The sequence below is a fragment of the Bordetella genomosp. 10 genome (assembly GCF_002261225.1).
In the GTDB taxonomy this organism is placed as follows: Bacteria; Pseudomonadota; Gammaproteobacteria; order Burkholderiales; family Burkholderiaceae_B; genus Bordetella_C.
Genome location: NZ_NEVM01000005.1, coordinates 2,173,252 through 2,188,213 on the forward strand (window position 1 = coordinate 2,173,252; position 14,962 = coordinate 2,188,213).

A 14,962-nucleotide genomic window follows, 5' to 3' on the forward strand; every position below is an offset into this window, starting at 1 on the left:
GCTCACTGCGGCGCCGGCAGGCCCAGCGCCGCGGCCACGCGCGTGGCGTCGGCGCGGGCCTGCGCCATGGTGGCGGCGACGATGGTCACGTGGCCCATCTTGCGGCCGCGCCTGGCCTCGCGCTTGCCGTAGAGGTGCAGCTTGGCGGTGGGCACGGCCAGGGCGGCGGCCCAGTCCGGCTCGCGCTGCGCGTCGCCGGCGTCCGGGTACCAGATGTCGCCCAGGATATTCAGCATGATGGCCGGCGCCAGCAGGGCGGTGCTGCCCAGCGGCAGGCCCGCCATCGCGCGCGCCTGCTGCTCGAACTGGCTGGTGACACAGGCGTCGATGCTGTAGTGGCCGCTGTTGTGCGGCCGCGGCGCGATTTCGTTGACCAGCAGGCGGCCGTCGCGCAGGACGAAGAACTCCACGCACAGCACGCCGTGGTAGTCGAGCCCCTGGGCGATGGCGAGCGCGGACGCGGCGGCCTGCTGCTCCAGTTGCGCGTCGGGCCCCGACAAGGCGGCCAGGGCGACCGTCGACACCGCCAGGATGCCGTCGCGATGCGCGTTGCGCGCCACGGGAAACATCACGGTGGCGCCATCGAAGCCGCGCACGATGACCACGGAGATTTCATGGTCCAGCGCCAGCAGGGCTTCCAGCACGCAGGGCACGCCGCCGAACTCGTCGAACGCGGCCAGGGCCTCGGCGCGCGTGGCGACGCGGGCCTGGCCCTTGCCGTCGTAGCCCAGGCGCGCCACCTTGAGGATGCCGGGGAACAGCGCCTCGTCGGCCTGCTCCAGGTCGGCGCGAGCGCGCACCGCGGCATGCGGGGCCACCGCGATGCCCTGGGCGGCGACGAAAGTCTTCTCGGCGATGCGGTCCTGCACCACGGCCACGGCGTCGGCGGCCGGGCTGACGCGGCAATGCGCGGCCAGGCTGCGCAGGCTCTGCGCCGGCACGTTCTCGAATTCGGTGGTGACGGCGCGGCACAGGCGGGCCAGCTCGGCCAGGCCCTGCTCGTCGTCGTAGGCGGCGTGGATGTGCTTGTCGGCCACCATGGCGGCGGGGCCGTCGGCGGCGGGGTCCAGCACCGCCACCTTGTAGCCCAGGCTCTGCGCGGCATGGCAGAACATGCGGCCCAATTGGCCTCCGCCCAGCAGGCCCAGCCAGTCGCCCGGCGCGATGGGGGTGAACGCGGCGCCCCCGGGCGCGGAAGTGGTCGGCGCGCCGCTCATGCCGATGCTCCTTCGGGAGGGACTTTCATATTGCGGGCCGCCTCGGTCTGGCGCGCGCGGAATTCGAGCAGCCTGGCGTGCAAGGCATCGTCGGTGGTCGCCAGGTTGGCGATGGCATGCAGCGCGGCATTGGCGGCGCCGGCCTCGCCGATGGCGAACGTGGCCACCGGGACGCCCTTGGGCATCTGCACGATGGACAGCAGGGAGTCCTCGCCACGCAGGTAGCGGGACGGCACGGGCACGCCGAAGACCGGCACTTCCGTCAGCGCGGCCATCATACCCGGCAGGTGGGCGGCGCCCCCGGCCCCGGCGATGATGGCGCGCAGGCCGCGCGCGCGGGCCTGCGCGCCGTACTCGGCCATGTCGTGCGGCATGCGGTGCGCGGAGATCACCCGCGTTTCGCAGGGCACGCCGAAGTCCTGCAGCATGGCGACAGCATGCTTCATGACCTCCCAGTCGCTGGAGGAGCCCATGATGACGCCGACCCGCGGCGCGGTCGGGGACGAGGTGGTCGTAGAGGCAGTCATAAGCCGGAGCGCAGTCGTAAAACCTGGGATTTTAACCGGCCCCGCCCGCCGGTTCTCAGGCGGCTCGCCGGCGGCGCTCCCGCCGCGCTTCGGCGCCCTACCTCGGCGCGTCGGCGGACGGCGGCGACGCCGGCTGGGCGGCGGGCTGCAGGTCGGCCAGCACGGGCGTGGGCCACCATTCCGGCGGCAGCCAGGCGTATCCCTGGCCGGGCGCCGGGCAGTCGGAGAGACCGCATTGCAGGCCGGCCGCCCCCGTCGCGGCCAGGGCCACGGCCAGGAACAGCCACATGGGCAAGGCCGCCAGCACGCCGACGCGGCGCGGCATGGCGTTGTCGCCGGCCCGGCGGTCGAAGGCCAGCATGAAGGTGCAATAGACCAGCAGGACCGCGTAGCCCGCCAGCGCCCAGGTCGCCGGCCGCAGGCCCAGCAGGGCCGGGGGCGCCAGCGGTCCCGGCGCGGCTGCGACCGCGCCGACCAGGGGCGGCAGCACCTGCAGGCCAGCCGCCGCCGCGCCGCCCAGCGCCGCCGCGAGCACCACGGCGTAATGCGCCGGCGAGGGGCCGAAGCGCAGGTTCAGGAGCAGGCCGGCGCCGGCCAGCAGATACGCCAGGCGCTGCAATTGCGCGGCCGCGTCGGGCGCATAGCCATAGCCGAACTCCCAGACGAGCGAGAGGCCCAGGATCGCGCAGAGGACCAGCAAGGCCAGGGCATTGAGCAGCACCGAGGCGGGCCGCGGCGGGCGCATGGAGAAGATCATCATGATCAGAGCCGCAGTCCGGCGAGCGGCGCCAGGTGCCACTGGCCGGCCGTGGTCACGGCGAAGAGGACCAGCGTCAATATCCAAAACGTGAAGCTCGCGCCGCGGCGCCCCCGCAGTCCGAACCAGACCGCCAGCGTGCCGAGCAGAAACGGCAGCAGCATGACCATGTCGACGCCTCCCCTTTTAGCCCCCATCCGAGCGAATGCGCCGCACTATAAATGAAGCGCGCGGAAAAGACGACTTCAGGCGTCAAGGCGGCAAAAAATGCCCCCACGCTGCGCGGCTACGCCGCTTGCTGTCCCCCGAGGGGGCGTTTTTGCCTTGGGACGGCCCAGCGGCAAAAAACCGCGGCGGCAGGAAAAACGGCCTCGGTATAAGGCAGCGGCGGTATCAGGCAACGGCATAACGCAAGGGGCATAACGCAACCCCATGAAAGCAGACGGCCGCCCCAAGGGGCGGCCGTCATGCGTATCCGTCATGCGTATCGGAAGAGGTAGCGATGGCCTTGCGCGCAGGCCATCGTCAAGCAATCCTCAGGCCATCAGGCGGTCCAGGGCCTCGCGATACTTGGCGGCGGTCTTCGCCAGTACGTCGGCGGGCAGGCGCGGCGCCGGCGGCGTCTTGTCCCAGTCCTGGGTTTCCAGCCAGTCGCGCACGAACTGCTTGTCGAAGGACGGCGGGCTGATGCCGACCTTGTAGCCGTCGGCCGGCCAGAAACGCGAGGAGTCCGGCGTCAGCACTTCGTCCATCAGGTGCAGCGTCCCCTGCTCGTCCAGGCCGAATTCGAACTTGGTGTCGGCGATGATGATGCCCTTGGTGGCGGCGAAGCGCGCGGCCTCGCCGTACAGCTTGAGCGTCACGTCGCGGATGCGCTCGGCCATTTCCTGGCCCACTTCCTTGACCACATGCGCGAAATCGACGTTTTCGTCATGCGTGCCGAACTCCGCCTTGGCGGCCGGCGTGAAGATGGGCTGCGGCAACTGGCTGGCCTGCTGCAGGCCGGGCGGCAGCGCGATGCCGCACACCGCGCCGGTCGCCTGGTAATCCTTCCAGCCCGAACCGATCAGGTAGCCCCGCGCCACCGCCTCGACCAGGATGGGCTTCAGGCGCTTGACCACGACGGCGCGGCCGCGCACCTGGTCGACTTCGTCGGGCGCGACCACGTCCTCCGGCCGCACGCCGGTCGAATGCGTGGGCAGGATATGGCCCAGCTTGCCGAGCCAGAACTCGGTCAGCTCGGTCAGGACCTGGCCCTTGCCGGGAATGGGGTCATCCAGGATGACGTCGAACGCGGAGATGCGGTCGGTGGCCACGATGAGCAACTTGTCGTCGCCCACCGCGTACATGTCGCGCACCTTGCCGCGTCCCAGCAGCGGCAGGGACTTGATGCTGGATTGATGCAAGGCGGTAGTCACGTGCTGGTTTCCTTACTGCACGACCTGGGCCAGCTTGCCGCTGGCGTAGGCCTGGGCGATATCGGTCAGCGGCGTCGCCTTGATCTTGCTGGCGTTGCCGGCGGTGCCGAATTCCGTATAGCGCTTGACACAGATCCCCTTGGCCGCGGCGCGCGCCGGCTTCAGGTATTCGCGCGGGTCGAACTTGGCGGGATTCTCGGCGAAGAAGCGGCGGATGGCGCCGGTCATGGCCAGGCGGATGTCGGTGTCGATGTTGATCTTGCGCACGCCGTACTTGATGGCTTCCTGGATTTCCTCGACGGGCACGCCGTAGGTTTCCTTCATGTCGCCGCCGAATTCGCGGATTTCGGCCAGCAGTTCCTGCGGCACGCTGGAGCTGCCGTGCATCACCAGGTGGGTGTTGGGCAGGCGCTTGTGGATTTCCTTGATGCGGGAAATCGACAGGATGTCGCCGGTGGGCTTGCGGGTGAATTTGTAGGCGCCGTGGCTGGTGCCGATGGCGATGGCCAGGGCGTCCAGTTGCGTCTTGCGCACGAAGTCGGCCGCCTGCTCGGGATCGGTCAGCAACTGGTCCATGGTCAGCTTGCCGTCGGCGCCGTGGCCGTCTTCCTTGTCGCCCTGCATGGTTTCCAGCGAGCCCAGGCAGCCCAGTTCGCCTTCCACCGTCACGCCGACCTTGTGCGCCATGTCCACCACCTTGCGGGTGACGTCGACGTTGTAGTCGTAGTCGGCGATGGTCTTGCCGTCTTCCTTCAGCGAGCCGTCCATCATCACGCTGGAGAAGCCCAGGTTGATGGCGCCCTGGCAGATGGCCGGCGATTGGCCGTGATCCTGGTGCATCACCACGGGGATGTGCGGATACGATTCGACGGCGGCCTGGATCAGATACTTCAGAAAGCCCTCGCCGGCATACTTGCGGGCGCCGGCCGAGGCCTGCATGATCACCGGGCTGTCGGTTTCGGCAGCCGCTTCCATGATGGCCTGGACCTGTTCCAGATTATTGACGTTGAAAGCAGGGATGCCATAACCATGCTCGGCGGCGTGGTCGAGCAACTGGCGCATCGAAACTAGGGCCATGAGAGAGATCCTCCAGGGGTGCTTATTGAAAAATGATGGAAACCGGTGAATGCGGCGATTTTACCGGGGACCGGAGGAAAGTTCTTGCAACCATGGATTTACGTCTTCCAGCGGATTGTTTCCGGGTTTATCCCTGGCCACCCCGGGCGCCGATGTTACGCTGAACCTCGTGCCGCGCCGGCGGTCATTAACGACGTGTCGCGGACGTTCGCGCCCGGCCCTGTCGTTCCGGCGGGCCGCGTCTCTGTCTCTTCGAAGGAAAGCCCCATGAAAATCAGGATCTCCGCTGCTTTGCTGCTCCTCGCCGCCGGCGCCGGCGCCCAGGCGCAAGTGCCGATCTCGGCCCAGACCGCGCCGCCGCCGGCCGGGGCGGGCGGCGTGCAGGAATACAGTTTTCCTTCGCAGCCCGGCAGCTATTCGCCGCCGTCCACGCTACGCATGACCGTGTCGCCGCAGGCCGCCCCGATGCAGCCGCCGCCGGTCCGCGATACGCCGGAAAGCCTGCGCAAGTACACCGAGTGCCGGGATGAGGCGGACCGGGCCTCGACCTCGGCGGCCAAGATGCGGGATGCGGTGGGCCAGTGCCTGCAGGAACTCAATGCCCGCCGGGCGCAAGGCGAGTAAGGCACATCCGAGGCACACCCGAGGCAAACCCGGGGCACGCCCGGGTCGCACCAAGGTCACACCAGGGACGGGCGGCGCGGTTAAACTCCGTTTCGACGCATCAAGTTACTTTTCTCGTACGCCGCGCCTGCCCGTCATGACTGAGAACGCCAATTCCGCCCCCCCGACCATATTCCTGTACACCGAGGAAAAACGCGGCAATCAGCTCGTCGAATCGGTGGTCATCGGCCAGATTTCCGATTTTTCCGGGTCGGAGAAGCTGATCGTGGTGCAGGATCCGCATACGCGCATCAATTTCGTCTATCGCATCGACGCCTTCAGCAATAACCTCGACGCCGTCTCGATCACGCACTGCGCGGAGGCGGATTTCGCCGCGCGCAAGAACATCACGATCCGGGGCGCCACGTTCAAGCTGGGCCCTCCCTCCGACGCCATCAAGCTGCTGCGCGGCAAGAACCAGTGGATCCAGGACAAGGGGTCCATCCTCTCCGTCCTGCTGCAAGGCGCCGCCACCAACACCAAAAGCGTCGGCATGGTGCGCACCCAGATCCAGCGCGAACGTCTCGACCGGATTCCGCCGGGCGTCCAGGTGGAATACCTGCGCGACCGCGCGCGGGAAGCCGAGCCGCCCCCGGCCGGCGAGGATCCCGCCGTCTCCTGAGACCAGCGCCGCCGGCGCGGTCCGCGCGCCGGCAAAAGGTCCGAAGGTTCGCCAACGCCCGGGCGGGCGCGCCGCCGCCTACTCGTTCACCGAACAGGCGATGGGCTCGCCGCCCTGGAATTCCACGTCGTAGGTGTGTTCGTCGTCCCACGGCAGCGTAAACCACAGCTCATAGTCCTCGGCGTCCTCGTCGAACAGCCAGACGGCGCGCAAGGTGGCGTGGTCGACCATGGCGGACACGGAATCGCCGGGCGGCAACTGGTCGGGCGGCACGCCCGCCTCCAGCCAGTCGTCGCGGGAATAATTCTCCAGCAGCAGTTCGGCGGCCGCTTCGATGCGCTCCTCCAGAACCCGCAGCAGCGCCTTCAGGTTACGCACGCCATAGGCCGTCGGCGCCTCGCCGGCGGTCTGCATCATGACGTGGATGGGCGGACGGCCGGACGCAAAGGACACCTGTTCGGCGGCCCATAGTTCCGGTTCTTCCTGGTCCTGGACAAAATGGGGGTCAACCATGAGGGGTCTCCTGAAGACAAAACGCGATTCGGCGCGCCAATTTTTGGAAATTTTCAAAACGAAACGGCAGCGACGGGGTTACAGTCCTCATCGTAGCGTGTAATCTTTGCCGCCAAATAGGCGATGAAGCGTAACTATATTCCTCCCTTCCGGCGGTTTCAGGACATTCTGGCTTCAAATTTCCGCCGAATAATGGCTACGGTTCCCGCACAATAAATAACGAACCCCAACACTTCCTTGTCACAGGTAGCATCCATACGCCTTCCGAACGGTCTTCTGTCGTGCGTCGCTTCGTGCGGACTGAGCCTGGGCCTGCTGCTGGGCGGCGGGCCGGCGGCGCGGGCGGACGGCGCGCCGGCCCGCGCCGCCGCGTCGGCCCGCGCGGTGGCGCAGGTGGTGACGGGCATACTCGGATACGCGCGCTGGCCCACGCCGCCGCATCCGGAATTGCCGCTGCTGTGCGTGACGGGCGCCTCGCCCTATTCCGCCGTCCTGCTGGCGGGCGGCGAGGCGATGTCCAGCGTGCGCACGCGCCGGGTGGCGCCCGACGATGACCGCCTCGCGCAGATGTGCGAGGCCATCTACGTCGGCGAACTGCCCCGCGCCGCGTTGACGCATTTGCTGCAAGGGGTCGTCGGCAAGCCTGTGGTCACCATTCTTGAAAAAGATCCCGACTGCAGCGCCGGAGGCATGTTCTGTTTGAACATCCAGGGCGCCCAGGTCGGTTTCCTGATCAATCTGGATATCATCGCCCGCAGCGGCGTGCGTATTCATCCGAGCGTGCTGCAGTTGGCGCGCCGCAAGCCTCAGCCATGACAACCCCACCGAGCTCCTCCGGTCCCCGTCTTCCCACGCTGCGCGATGCGCTGCGCCGGGCGCAGGTGTCCGTGACCATCATCGCGGTCGGCCTGGTCGGCCTGGTGCTGACCATCATGGGCCTTGTCGCGCTGCGCGCCTACGCCGAACACAACACCGGGCTGATCGCCCGCTCCATGCTCTATACGGTGGAGGCCTCGGCCGTCTTCCACGACGCGCCCGCGGCCCAGGACGCGCTGGCCCTGATCGCCAACGCGGAAAGCGTGGGCACGGCCATCGTGTTCGACCGCGACGGCCTGGTGCTGGCGCAATGGGGCCGTCCGCCCGACCAGCGATTTGCCTGGATACGGCGGCCGTTCGAAAGAATCTTCACGCCTCCGCCCATCGTCACCCCCATCGTGCATCGCGGCCATACGGTCGGCACGCTGCTGGTGACCGGCCACCCGGGCACCATGCTGGCCTTCCTGCTCAAGGGGGTGGCCGGCATCCTGGCCTGTCTGGTTGCCAGCGCCATGCTCGCGCGCGCCATCGCGCGGCGCACCTTCGAGAACATCGTCGAGCCCCTGCGCAACCTGGCCCAGGTGGCGCACGCGGTGCGCAACGAACGCGCCTTCGGCGCGCGGCTGCCGCCGGCCGACATCGCCGAGCTCAACGCGCTGGGCGAGGACTTCAACGCCCTGCTGGACCAGTTGCAGGCGTGGCAGAACCAGTTGCAGCACGAAAACGCCGCGCTGGCGCACAAGGCGGCGCACGACAGCCTGACCGGCCTGCCCAATCGCTCGCATTTCGAGGAAAGGCTGCAACAGGCCATCCACGACGCCGGCGTGCTGGGGCAGCAGGTCGCGGTGCTGTTCATCGACAGCGACCGCTTCAAGGAAATCAACGACCAGCAGGGCCATGCCTCGGGCGACGCGGTGCTTATCCACATCGCCGCGCGCGTGCGCAACCTGCTGCGCGAAGGCGACCTGGTGGCGCGGCTGGGCGGCGACGAATTCGCCGTGCTGATCTCGCCGCTGCGCGATGTCGAGACGGCCCGCCGGCTGGCCGCCAAGATCCTGGCGAGCATGCGCGAGCCCATCCGCCTGCCGGGCGGCAGCGAAACGGTGAGCTCGCTGAGCATCGGCGTCGCCGTCTACCCGGACCACGCCAAGGACGCGCGCAGCCTGTTCGAGGCCGCCGATAGCGCCATGTATCACGCCAAGCGGCAGGGCGGCGACAGCCAGGCCCTGGCCCAGCCGCGGCCCGAGACGCCCACCCTCTATCCCAAGGAGATCCCATCGTGAACGTTTCCCGTCCCTTCCTTGCCCGCCTGGCCGGCGCCATGGCCATCGCGGCGAGCGCCCTGCTGCTGGCCGCCTGCCAGAGCGTGCCGGGCGGCCTCACGCCGGCGCAGATCGCGGTGCTGAAGGAAGAAGGATTCACGCAGACCGACGAAGGATGGGAATTCGGCATCTCGGACAAGGTGCTGTTCGACAGCGACCAGGCGGCGGTCAAGCCGGAGAGCGTGGCCAACATCAAGCGCCTGACCGGCAGGCTGCTGGGCGTGGGCCTGGACCGCATGCAGTTGAACGGCCATACCGACAACCGGGGCAGCGACGCCTATAACCGGCAGTTGTCCCTGCGCCGCGCCCAGGCCGTGGCGGACATCGTCGTCGCCGCCGGCGTGCCGGCCGCGAACGTCCAGGTGCACGGCCTGGGCGCGGCGCATCCGGTGGCCGACAATGGCAGCGCCGCCGGGCGCGCCGAGAACCGGCGCGTGGCCGTGGTGATCGTCACGCCGTAGCGCCCTCTCCGCGTTCCAAGGAAACGGGCCGGCGTTGCCGGCCCGTTGCGCTTCGGGTGTCAAGCCACGACCTTCAGGCCACGACCTCCAGCCCGCCGCCGCCGGCGTGCGCGGCCACGGCCACGGGGTAATGCGCGGCGAACACCAGCCGGCCGCTGCTCCACGTATGGCTGACCAGGGGCAGCCCGTTCACCACGTTGACCGCGATCAGGTCGGCGCGCAGGCCGACGCGGATATGGCCGCGGTCGTCCAGGCCGCAGGCCCGCGCCGGATTCCCGGCCACCAGGGCGCTGGCCTGGGACAGGGTCAGGCCGGCCTGCGCGGCGGCGGCGAAGGCCGCGGCGATCAGGGTCGACGGCTGGTAATCCGAGCACAGGCAACTGGCGACGCCGGCGCGGATGGCGTCGATGGCGCGCATCGATCCGCTCTGGCTCTGCCCGCGCAACACATTGGGCGCGCCCAGGATGGTAGGCAGGCAGCAGGACACCGCCGCCTTGGCGGTATCCAGGTTGATGGGGAATTCGCTCATCGACACCCCCAGGTTGCGCATGGCGGCGATGCGATGCACCGAGTCGTCGTCGTGGCTGGCGGTGGGCACGCCGGCGGCGCGGGCCTGCGCCAGCAGGGTCTCCACGCGCTGCGCCGAGCCCTCCATGCCGGCCAGCTTGGCGCGCGCGGCCTCCTCGGCCTGCTCGCGGCTGAAACCGTGGTTGCCCATCACGTAATCGAGATAGGCCTCCAGGGTCTTGAACTGCCCTTGCCCCGGCGAATGGTCCATCACGGACAGCAGGTCCACCATGCCCGCCTCGATCAGGCATTGCAGATGGGGCATCGCCGTCTCGTCGCTGATTTCGTAGCGGCAGTGGATGCGGTTGTCGACCAGGCCGTGCCGGCGGAAGGCGTGCACGGCGCGGATCAGCTCGGCGACGGTCTCGTTGTTGCGCACGCCCCATTCGCGGTTGGCGAAGGACAGCGCGTGATACGGCGTGCTGATGCCGGCGGCGGCGTTGCGGCGATCCACCTGGGCGACCGCGAAGTCGAAGGGGAACAGCACGCGCGAGCGCGGCTCGGCTTCCTTCTCGATGGCGTCGCAATGCAGGTCCACCAGGCCCGGCATGAGGATCTGTCCTTGCAGGTCCACCTCCCGCGCGGCCCCCGCGGCGGCGGGCTCGATGGCGGCGATGCGGCCGTCCTCGATCAGCACGGCGCCGTTCTCCAGCACGGTGTCGGGCAGCACGACGCGGGCATGGGTCAGTAGCGTGGCGGTCATCGTCTACTCCGTCAAGGCGGCAACGCCGGCCGGGCTGGCGGGCTTGAGGGCCAGCACGCGGCTGGCCACGGCGTCGCGCACCGCTTCGTCGTGGAAGATGCCGACCAGGCAGCGGCCCTCGGCCATCGATTCGCGGATCAGTTCGACCACCACGGCGCGATTCTCGGCGTCCAGCGAGGCGGTGGGCTCGTCCAGCAACAGCACGGGATGGCCGCCGATCAGGCCGCGCGCGATGTTGACGCGCTGCTGCTCGCCGCCCGAGAAGGTGGCCGGCGGCAGGCGCCACAGGCGTTCCGGCAGGCGCAGGCGCGCCAGCAGCACGGCGGCGCGTTCGCGCGCCTCGTCGAGGGCGACGCCGCGCTGGCGCAGCGGCTCGGCCACGACGTCCAGCGCGCCGACTCGCGGGATGGCGCGCAGGAACTGGCTGACGTAGCCGATGACGTCGCGGCGCAGGCGCAGGACGCGCTGTTCCGGCGCGCCGGTCAGCGTCACCCATTGCCCGCCGTCGCGCACGCGGATGACGCCGGCGGTGGTCAGGTAGTTGCCATACAGGCAGCGCAGCAGCGTGCTCTTGCCGGTCCCGGACGGTCCCGACAGCACCAGGCATTCGCCGCGCGCGGCGTCGAAGTCGACGTTGTCGAACACGGGCAGGCGCACGCCGCCCTGGTTGTGCAGGGTGAACATCTTGCCGACCCCGCGGGCTTCTATCATGGTCTGTGCTTGCATGGTCTGTACTCGTTTTAGGGTCAGCTCTGCAGGATGGAGGAAACGAGCAACTGGGTATAAGGATGCTGCGGATCGTCCAGGATCTGGTCGGTCAGGCCGCTTTCCACCACGCGGCCGCCGCGCATGACCAGCGTGCGATGCGCCAGCAGGCGCGCCACGGCCAGATCGTGGGTGACGACGATGGCCGCCAGCCCCAGGTCGGCGACCAGTTGGCGCAAGAGGTCAAGCAGGCGCGCCTGCACCGATACGTCCAGCGAGGCGGTGGGCTCGTCCATGAAGACCAGGCGCGGGTGCGTGACCAGGTTGCGCGCGATCTGCAGGCGCTGCTGCATGCCGCCCGAGAACGAGGACGGCGCGTCGTCCAGGCGGCCGACGTCGATCTCCATCTTGCGCAGCCAGTTGCCGGCCACCTCGCGCAGGCTGCCGTAATGGCGCTGGCCGATGGCCATCAGGCGTTCGGCGATGTTGGCGCCGGCGCTGACCTGCATGCGCAGGCCGTCGCGCGCGTGCTGCCGCACGTAGCCCCAGTCGGTGCGCGCCAGCAGGCGGCGCTGCGCGCCGGACAGGCTGGCCAGATCGGTCGGTCCGCGGTCGCGCAGGTCGTAGCGCACGCTGCCGTGCTGGGCCTCGACCTGGCAGGACACGGCTTGCAGCAGCGTGCTCTTGCCGGAGCCGGACTCGCCCACGATGCAGAGGACTTCGCCGGGGTAGAGATCGAAATTGATTTCGCGGCAGCCGTGCACGCCGTCCCAGGTGTGGGTCAGGTCGCGCACCGACAGCAGCGGCGGGTCGATATCGCTTGCGTTCATGCCTGTTCCTCGCGCCGCGCGGCGCAGTATTCCGTGTCGGAGCAGACGAAGCTGCGGGCGCCCTCGTCGTCCAGGATGATCTCGTCGAGAAAGCTGTCCTGCGATCCGCACAGGCTGCACCGGTGCTCCCAGCGCTCGATGGTGAAGGGGTGGTCGTCGAAGTCCAGGCTTTTCACCTTGGTGTACGGCGGGACCGCGTAGACGCGCTTCTCGCGCCCGGCGCCGAACAGCATCAAGGCCGGGTTGCCGTCCATCTTGGGATTGTCGAACTTCGGAATCGGCGAGGGCCGCATCATGTAGCGGTCGTTCACCAGCACCGGGTAGTCGTAGGTGGTGGCGATGTGGCCGTGGTGCGCGATGTCCTCGTACAGCTTGACGTGCATGCCGCCGTACTCGGCCAGGGCGTGCATGGTGCGGGTCTCGACCTCGCTCGGCTCCAGCCAGCGCAGCGGTTCCGGGATCGGCACCTGGAACACCATGATCTGCCCGGCGCGCAAGGGCGTTTCCGGGATGCGGTGGCGCGTCTGGATGATGGTGGCGGCCGCCGTCGACTCGGTGGTGCGCACGCCCGCGACGCGGCCGAAGAAGCGGCGGATGTTGACGGCGTTGGTGGTGTCGTCCGACCCCTGGTCGATGACCTTGAGCACGTCGTCGGCGCCGATGATGGCGGCGGTCACCTGGATGCCGCCGGTGCCCCAGCCGTAGGGCAGCGGCATTTCGCGGCTGCCGAACGGCACCTGGTAGCCCGGGATGGCGACGGCCTTGAGCAAGGCGCGGCGCAGCATGCGCTTGGTCGATTCGTCCAGGTAGGCGAAGTTGTAATGCGGATCGCGCGCGACGGCGGCGGCGTCCTGCGGAGCGGGAGTATCCATGGGAATCCTGCGGGCCTCGTGTTCGTGGAAAGTCATGCCTGCTGCATCCCGGCATCCTCGGCGACCGTGGACGCCGGAATGCCGTCGGCGGCATCCGTGGCTGTATCCATATCCGTGTCCGTATCCGCGGGCGCGTTTGCGGGCGCGCCGCCCACCGAGCCGTGGGCGCGTTCGGCCTGCAGGCGGCGCAGCAGCGCCAGGCTGGACTGGAAATCGACGTAGTGCGGCAGCTTCAAGTGCTGCGTGAAGCCGGACGCCTCGACGTTGTCGCTGTGATAGAGCACGAACTCGTGGTCGTTGGCGGGCGACGTGCCCGCCTCGCCCAACTCGCGCGCGCGCAGCGAGCGGTCTATCAGCGACATCGACATGGCCTTGCGCTCGCCGTAGCCGAACACCAGGCCGTAGCCGCGGGTGAAGATCGGCGCCTGGTGCGCCTTGCCGGTGAACTGGCTCACCATCTGGCATTCGGTGACGTCGATCTCGCCGATGGTCACGGCGAAGCCCAGTTCCTCGACGTACAGCTCCACCTCGACCGAACCGTAGCGGATCTCGGCGACGAAGGGGTGGGTGTTGCCGTAGCCGCGCTGCGTCGAATAGCCCATGGCCAGCAGGAAGCCCTCGTCGGCGCGCGCCAGGTTCTGCAGGCGGGCGGCGCGGGTGGCGGGAAAGGCCATGGGCTCGCGCGTCAGGTCGAACGGCGCGGGATCGCCGGCGGGAATTTCCTCCGGCTCCATCAAGGACTCGCGCGCCAGCAGGTCGGTGACGCGCGGCATGCCGGACGCCAGCGGCTCGGACGCGGGCGGCCGCGTCGCGGGCGCGGGCGCCGCGTCGTCCTCCAGCGAGAAATCGAGCAGGCGCTGGGTGTAGTCGTAGGTCGGGCCCAGCACCTGGCCGCCGGGCAGGTCCTTGAAGGTGGCTGAGATGCGCCGCTGCAAGCTCATGCGCGCGGTCTCCAGCGGCACGCTGTAGCCGAAGCGCGGCAGCGTGGTGCGATACGCGCGCAGCAGGAAGACCGCTTCGACGACGTCGCCGGCCGCCTGCTTCAAGGCCAGCGCCGCGAGATGCGGATCGTAGAGCGAGCCCTCGGCCATCACGCGATCCACCGCCAGCGGCATTTGCGCGCGGATCTGCGCCAGCGTCAGCGCGGGCACCGCCGGATCGCCGCGCCGGAAGCTGTCCAGCATGCGATAGGAATTCAGGATGGCGCGTTCGCCTCCCTTGACGGCTACGTACATATCAAGCCTCCACCCGCGTCGTGCGCGGCAGACCGCAGATCTCGCGGCCGTGCGTCAGCAGCACGTCCACGCCTTGCGGGAAACGACGGTGATTGACGGTCAACTGCCGCCGGAAATCGGCCGGCAGCCCGGCGGGCGCCAGCGCGCGGGCATCGGCGATGCCGGGTCCCGTCAGGCGCAGCGCGGGACCGCCCTGCCAGCCGGCGACCTCGATCAGCATGGTCGTCGAGCGGTCCGGGTAGGCGGGATCGCCGGCATTGCAGTCGGCCAGGCCGGGCGCGGCATGGCCGGCGGGCACGACCACGAAGCTGGCCTCGGCCGGCGTCTCCACCAGCGGGCAGCCGCAGTGAAAGCGCAGGAAGGCGGCGACGGCGCCGTCCAGGCCGGGCGGCAGCCAGACAGGGGTATCGACGTCGGCGAGGGTCAGCAGCAAGGCCGCCAAGGCCGGCGACAGGCCGGCCGGCACGCCGCAGTCGGCCGGCAGCGCGCGCGGCAGGCCGGGCTCGGCCATGGCCTGGAGCGCGACGCGGAACACGGCCTGCGCCTGCACGCCGGGATCGGCGAAACCCGGCAGCAGGTTGGTCACGGGCGCCGCGGCGGCGCGCGGGGACTGCGGAATGAGAGGGGACGTCACGGAAAGGGGCATCTCGATAGGGG

The 14,962-nt window shown here is 69.2% G+C and carries 18 protein-coding genes; 5 read left to right on the forward strand and 13 right to left on the reverse strand.

Annotation, left to right across the window (positions count from 1 at the left end; all coding sequences use genetic code 11):
* Positions 1-2 precede the first annotated feature (2 nt).
* The 6 genes from CAL29_RS25790 to fba form a co-directional block, all read right to left on the reverse strand.
* Positions 3-1,217, reverse strand: coding sequence for a 5-(carboxyamino)imidazole ribonucleotide synthase (locus tag CAL29_RS25790; protein ID WP_094855769.1), 1,215 nt, complete (start codon positions 1,215-1,217; stop codon positions 3-5).
* Positions 1,214-1,744, reverse strand: coding sequence for a 5-(carboxyamino)imidazole ribonucleotide mutase (gene purE, locus CAL29_RS25795; protein WP_094855770.1), 531 nt, complete (start codon positions 1,742-1,744; stop codon positions 1,214-1,216). Before purE ends, CAL29_RS25790 begins: the two co-directional genes overlap by 4 nt.
* 97 nt (positions 1,745-1,841) lie before the next feature.
* Entirely contained in the window at positions 1,842-2,504 is a 663-nt protein-coding gene (locus tag CAL29_RS25800; protein WP_256977750.1) for a disulfide bond formation protein DsbB, read from the reverse strand.
* Positions 2,505-2,506: 2 nt separating this feature from the next.
* On the reverse strand, positions 2,507-2,671 hold the full coding sequence (locus CAL29_RS31735; protein WP_179284189.1) for a DUF5993 family protein: 165 nt from the start codon (positions 2,669-2,671) through the stop codon (positions 2,507-2,509).
* 366 nt (positions 2,672-3,037) lie between these two features.
* Positions 3,038-3,919, reverse strand: coding sequence for a phosphoribosylaminoimidazolesuccinocarboxamide synthase (locus tag CAL29_RS25805; RefSeq protein WP_094855771.1), 882 nt, complete (start codon positions 3,917-3,919; stop codon positions 3,038-3,040).
* Positions 3,920-3,931: 12 nt separating this feature from the next.
* Complete coding sequence (gene fba / locus CAL29_RS25810; protein ID WP_094855772.1) at positions 3,932-4,996, reverse strand: class II fructose-bisphosphate aldolase; 1,065 nt, start codon at positions 4,994-4,996, stop codon at positions 3,932-3,934.
* Between the two features lie 267 nt (positions 4,997-5,263).
* Between fba and CAL29_RS25815 the strand changes: the two genes are divergently transcribed.
* A complete protein-coding gene (locus CAL29_RS25815) occupies positions 5,264-5,620 on the forward strand; it encodes a hypothetical protein (RefSeq protein WP_094855773.1) in 357 nt (118 codons plus the stop codon).
* Between the two features lie 136 nt (positions 5,621-5,756).
* A complete protein-coding gene (locus CAL29_RS25820; protein WP_094855774.1) occupies positions 5,757-6,281 on the forward strand; it encodes a hypothetical protein in 525 nt (174 codons plus the stop codon).
* 78 nt (positions 6,282-6,359) lie between these two features.
* On the opposite strand, the gene CAL29_RS25825 is transcribed toward CAL29_RS25820, so the two are convergent.
* Positions 6,360-6,794 (reverse strand): hypothetical protein, encoded by a 435-nt coding sequence (locus tag CAL29_RS25825; protein ID WP_094855775.1) that lies wholly within the window; start codon positions 6,792-6,794, stop codon positions 6,360-6,362.
* Positions 6,795-7,031: 237 nt separating this feature from the next.
* Here CAL29_RS25825 and CAL29_RS25830 point away from each other — a divergent pair, with 237 nt between their 5' ends.
* Genes CAL29_RS25830 through CAL29_RS25840 form a run of 3 tightly spaced genes read left to right on the forward strand, consistent with a single transcriptional unit; the run spans position 7,032 to position 9,393 of the window.
* Positions 7,032-7,610: a YfiR family protein gene (locus tag CAL29_RS25830; protein WP_179284190.1), complete on the forward strand. Its 579-nt coding sequence runs from the start codon at positions 7,032-7,034 to the stop codon at positions 7,608-7,610.
* Positions 7,607-8,893, forward strand: a complete 1,287-nt coding sequence (locus CAL29_RS25835) for a diguanylate cyclase domain-containing protein (protein ID WP_094855777.1) — start codon at positions 7,607-7,609, stop codon at positions 8,891-8,893. The genes CAL29_RS25830 and CAL29_RS25835 overlap by 4 nt, the downstream gene beginning before the upstream one ends.
* On the forward strand, positions 8,890-9,393 hold the full coding sequence (locus CAL29_RS25840) for an OmpA family protein (protein WP_256977752.1): 504 nt from the start codon (positions 8,890-8,892) through the stop codon (positions 9,391-9,393). Before CAL29_RS25835 ends, CAL29_RS25840 begins: the two co-directional genes overlap by 4 nt.
* A 73-nt stretch (positions 9,394-9,466) precedes the next feature.
* Here CAL29_RS25840 and CAL29_RS25845 read toward each other — a convergent pair whose 3' ends face one another.
* Genes CAL29_RS25845 through phnH form a run of 6 tightly spaced genes read right to left on the reverse strand, consistent with a single transcriptional unit; the run spans position 9,467 to position 14,924 of the window.
* A complete protein-coding gene (locus CAL29_RS25845; RefSeq protein WP_094855778.1) occupies positions 9,467-10,663 on the reverse strand; it encodes an alpha-D-ribose 1-methylphosphonate 5-triphosphate diphosphatase in 1,197 nt (398 codons plus the stop codon).
* Between the two features lie 3 nt (positions 10,664-10,666).
* The gene (phnL, locus tag CAL29_RS25850) at positions 10,667-11,389 is read right to left on the reverse strand and encodes a phosphonate C-P lyase system protein PhnL (protein ID WP_094855779.1); all 723 of its coding nucleotides are present in this window, start codon (positions 11,387-11,389) and stop codon (positions 10,667-10,669) included.
* Positions 11,390-11,409: 20 nt separating this feature from the next.
* Positions 11,410-12,198, reverse strand: a complete 789-nt coding sequence (phnK, locus tag CAL29_RS25855) for a phosphonate C-P lyase system protein PhnK (protein WP_094855780.1) — start codon at positions 12,196-12,198, stop codon at positions 11,410-11,412.
* Positions 12,195-13,070 carry an alpha-D-ribose 1-methylphosphonate 5-phosphate C-P-lyase PhnJ gene (locus CAL29_RS25860; protein WP_094856915.1) on the reverse strand — a complete coding sequence of 292 codons (876 nt, stop codon included), beginning with the start codon at positions 13,068-13,070 and terminating at the stop codon, positions 12,195-12,197. The genes phnK and CAL29_RS25860 overlap by 4 nt, the downstream gene beginning before the upstream one ends.
* Positions 13,071-13,102: 32 nt before the next feature.
* Positions 13,103-14,305 carry a carbon-phosphorus lyase complex subunit PhnI gene (locus CAL29_RS25865; RefSeq protein WP_094855781.1) on the reverse strand — a complete coding sequence of 401 codons (1,203 nt, stop codon included), beginning with the start codon at positions 14,303-14,305 and terminating at the stop codon, positions 13,103-13,105.
* A 1-nt stretch (position 14,306) separates the two neighbouring features.
* Positions 14,307-14,924: a phosphonate C-P lyase system protein PhnH gene (gene phnH, locus CAL29_RS25870; protein ID WP_373559838.1), complete on the reverse strand. Its 618-nt coding sequence runs from the start codon at positions 14,922-14,924 to the stop codon at positions 14,307-14,309.
* Positions 14,925-14,962: the final 38 nt, after the last annotated feature.

Excerpts from the sequence above, each read along its gene's own strand:
- CAL29_RS25790 (WP_094855769.1), bottom strand. The coding sequence starts at position 1,217 with ATGAGCGGCGCGCCGACCACTTCCGCGCCCGGGGGCGCCGCGTTCACC.
- purE (WP_094855770.1), bottom strand. The coding sequence starts at position 1,744 with ATGACTGCCTCTACGACCACCTCGTCCCCGACCGCGCCGCGGGTCGGC.
- CAL29_RS25800 (WP_256977750.1), bottom strand. The coding sequence starts at position 2,504 with ATGATGATCTTCTCCATGCGCCCGCCGCGGCCCGCCTCGGTGCTGCTC.
- CAL29_RS31735 (WP_179284189.1), bottom strand. The coding sequence starts at position 2,671 with ATGGTCATGCTGCTGCCGTTTCTGCTCGGCACGCTGGCGGTCTGGTTC.
- fba (WP_094855772.1), bottom strand. The coding sequence starts at position 4,996 with ATGGCCCTAGTTTCGATGCGCCAGTTGCTCGACCACGCCGCCGAGCAT.
- CAL29_RS25815 (WP_094855773.1), top strand. The coding sequence starts at position 5,264 with ATGAAAATCAGGATCTCCGCTGCTTTGCTGCTCCTCGCCGCCGGCGCC.
- CAL29_RS25820 (WP_094855774.1), top strand. The coding sequence starts at position 5,757 with ATGACTGAGAACGCCAATTCCGCCCCCCCGACCATATTCCTGTACACC.
- CAL29_RS25825 (WP_094855775.1), bottom strand. The coding sequence starts at position 6,794 with ATGGTTGACCCCCATTTTGTCCAGGACCAGGAAGAACCGGAACTATGG.
- CAL29_RS25835 (WP_094855777.1), top strand. The coding sequence starts at position 7,607 with ATGACAACCCCACCGAGCTCCTCCGGTCCCCGTCTTCCCACGCTGCGC.
- CAL29_RS25845 (WP_094855778.1), bottom strand. The coding sequence starts at position 10,663 with ATGACCGCCACGCTACTGACCCATGCCCGCGTCGTGCTGCCCGACACC.
- phnL (WP_094855779.1), bottom strand. The coding sequence starts at position 11,389 with ATGCAAGCACAGACCATGATAGAAGCCCGCGGGGTCGGCAAGATGTTC.
- phnK (WP_094855780.1), bottom strand. The coding sequence starts at position 12,198 with ATGAACGCAAGCGATATCGACCCGCCGCTGCTGTCGGTGCGCGACCTG.
- CAL29_RS25860 (WP_094856915.1), bottom strand. The coding sequence starts at position 13,070 with ATGGATACTCCCGCTCCGCAGGACGCCGCCGCCGTCGCGCGCGATCCG.
- CAL29_RS25865 (WP_094855781.1), bottom strand. The coding sequence starts at position 14,305 with ATGTACGTAGCCGTCAAGGGAGGCGAACGCGCCATCCTGAATTCCTAT.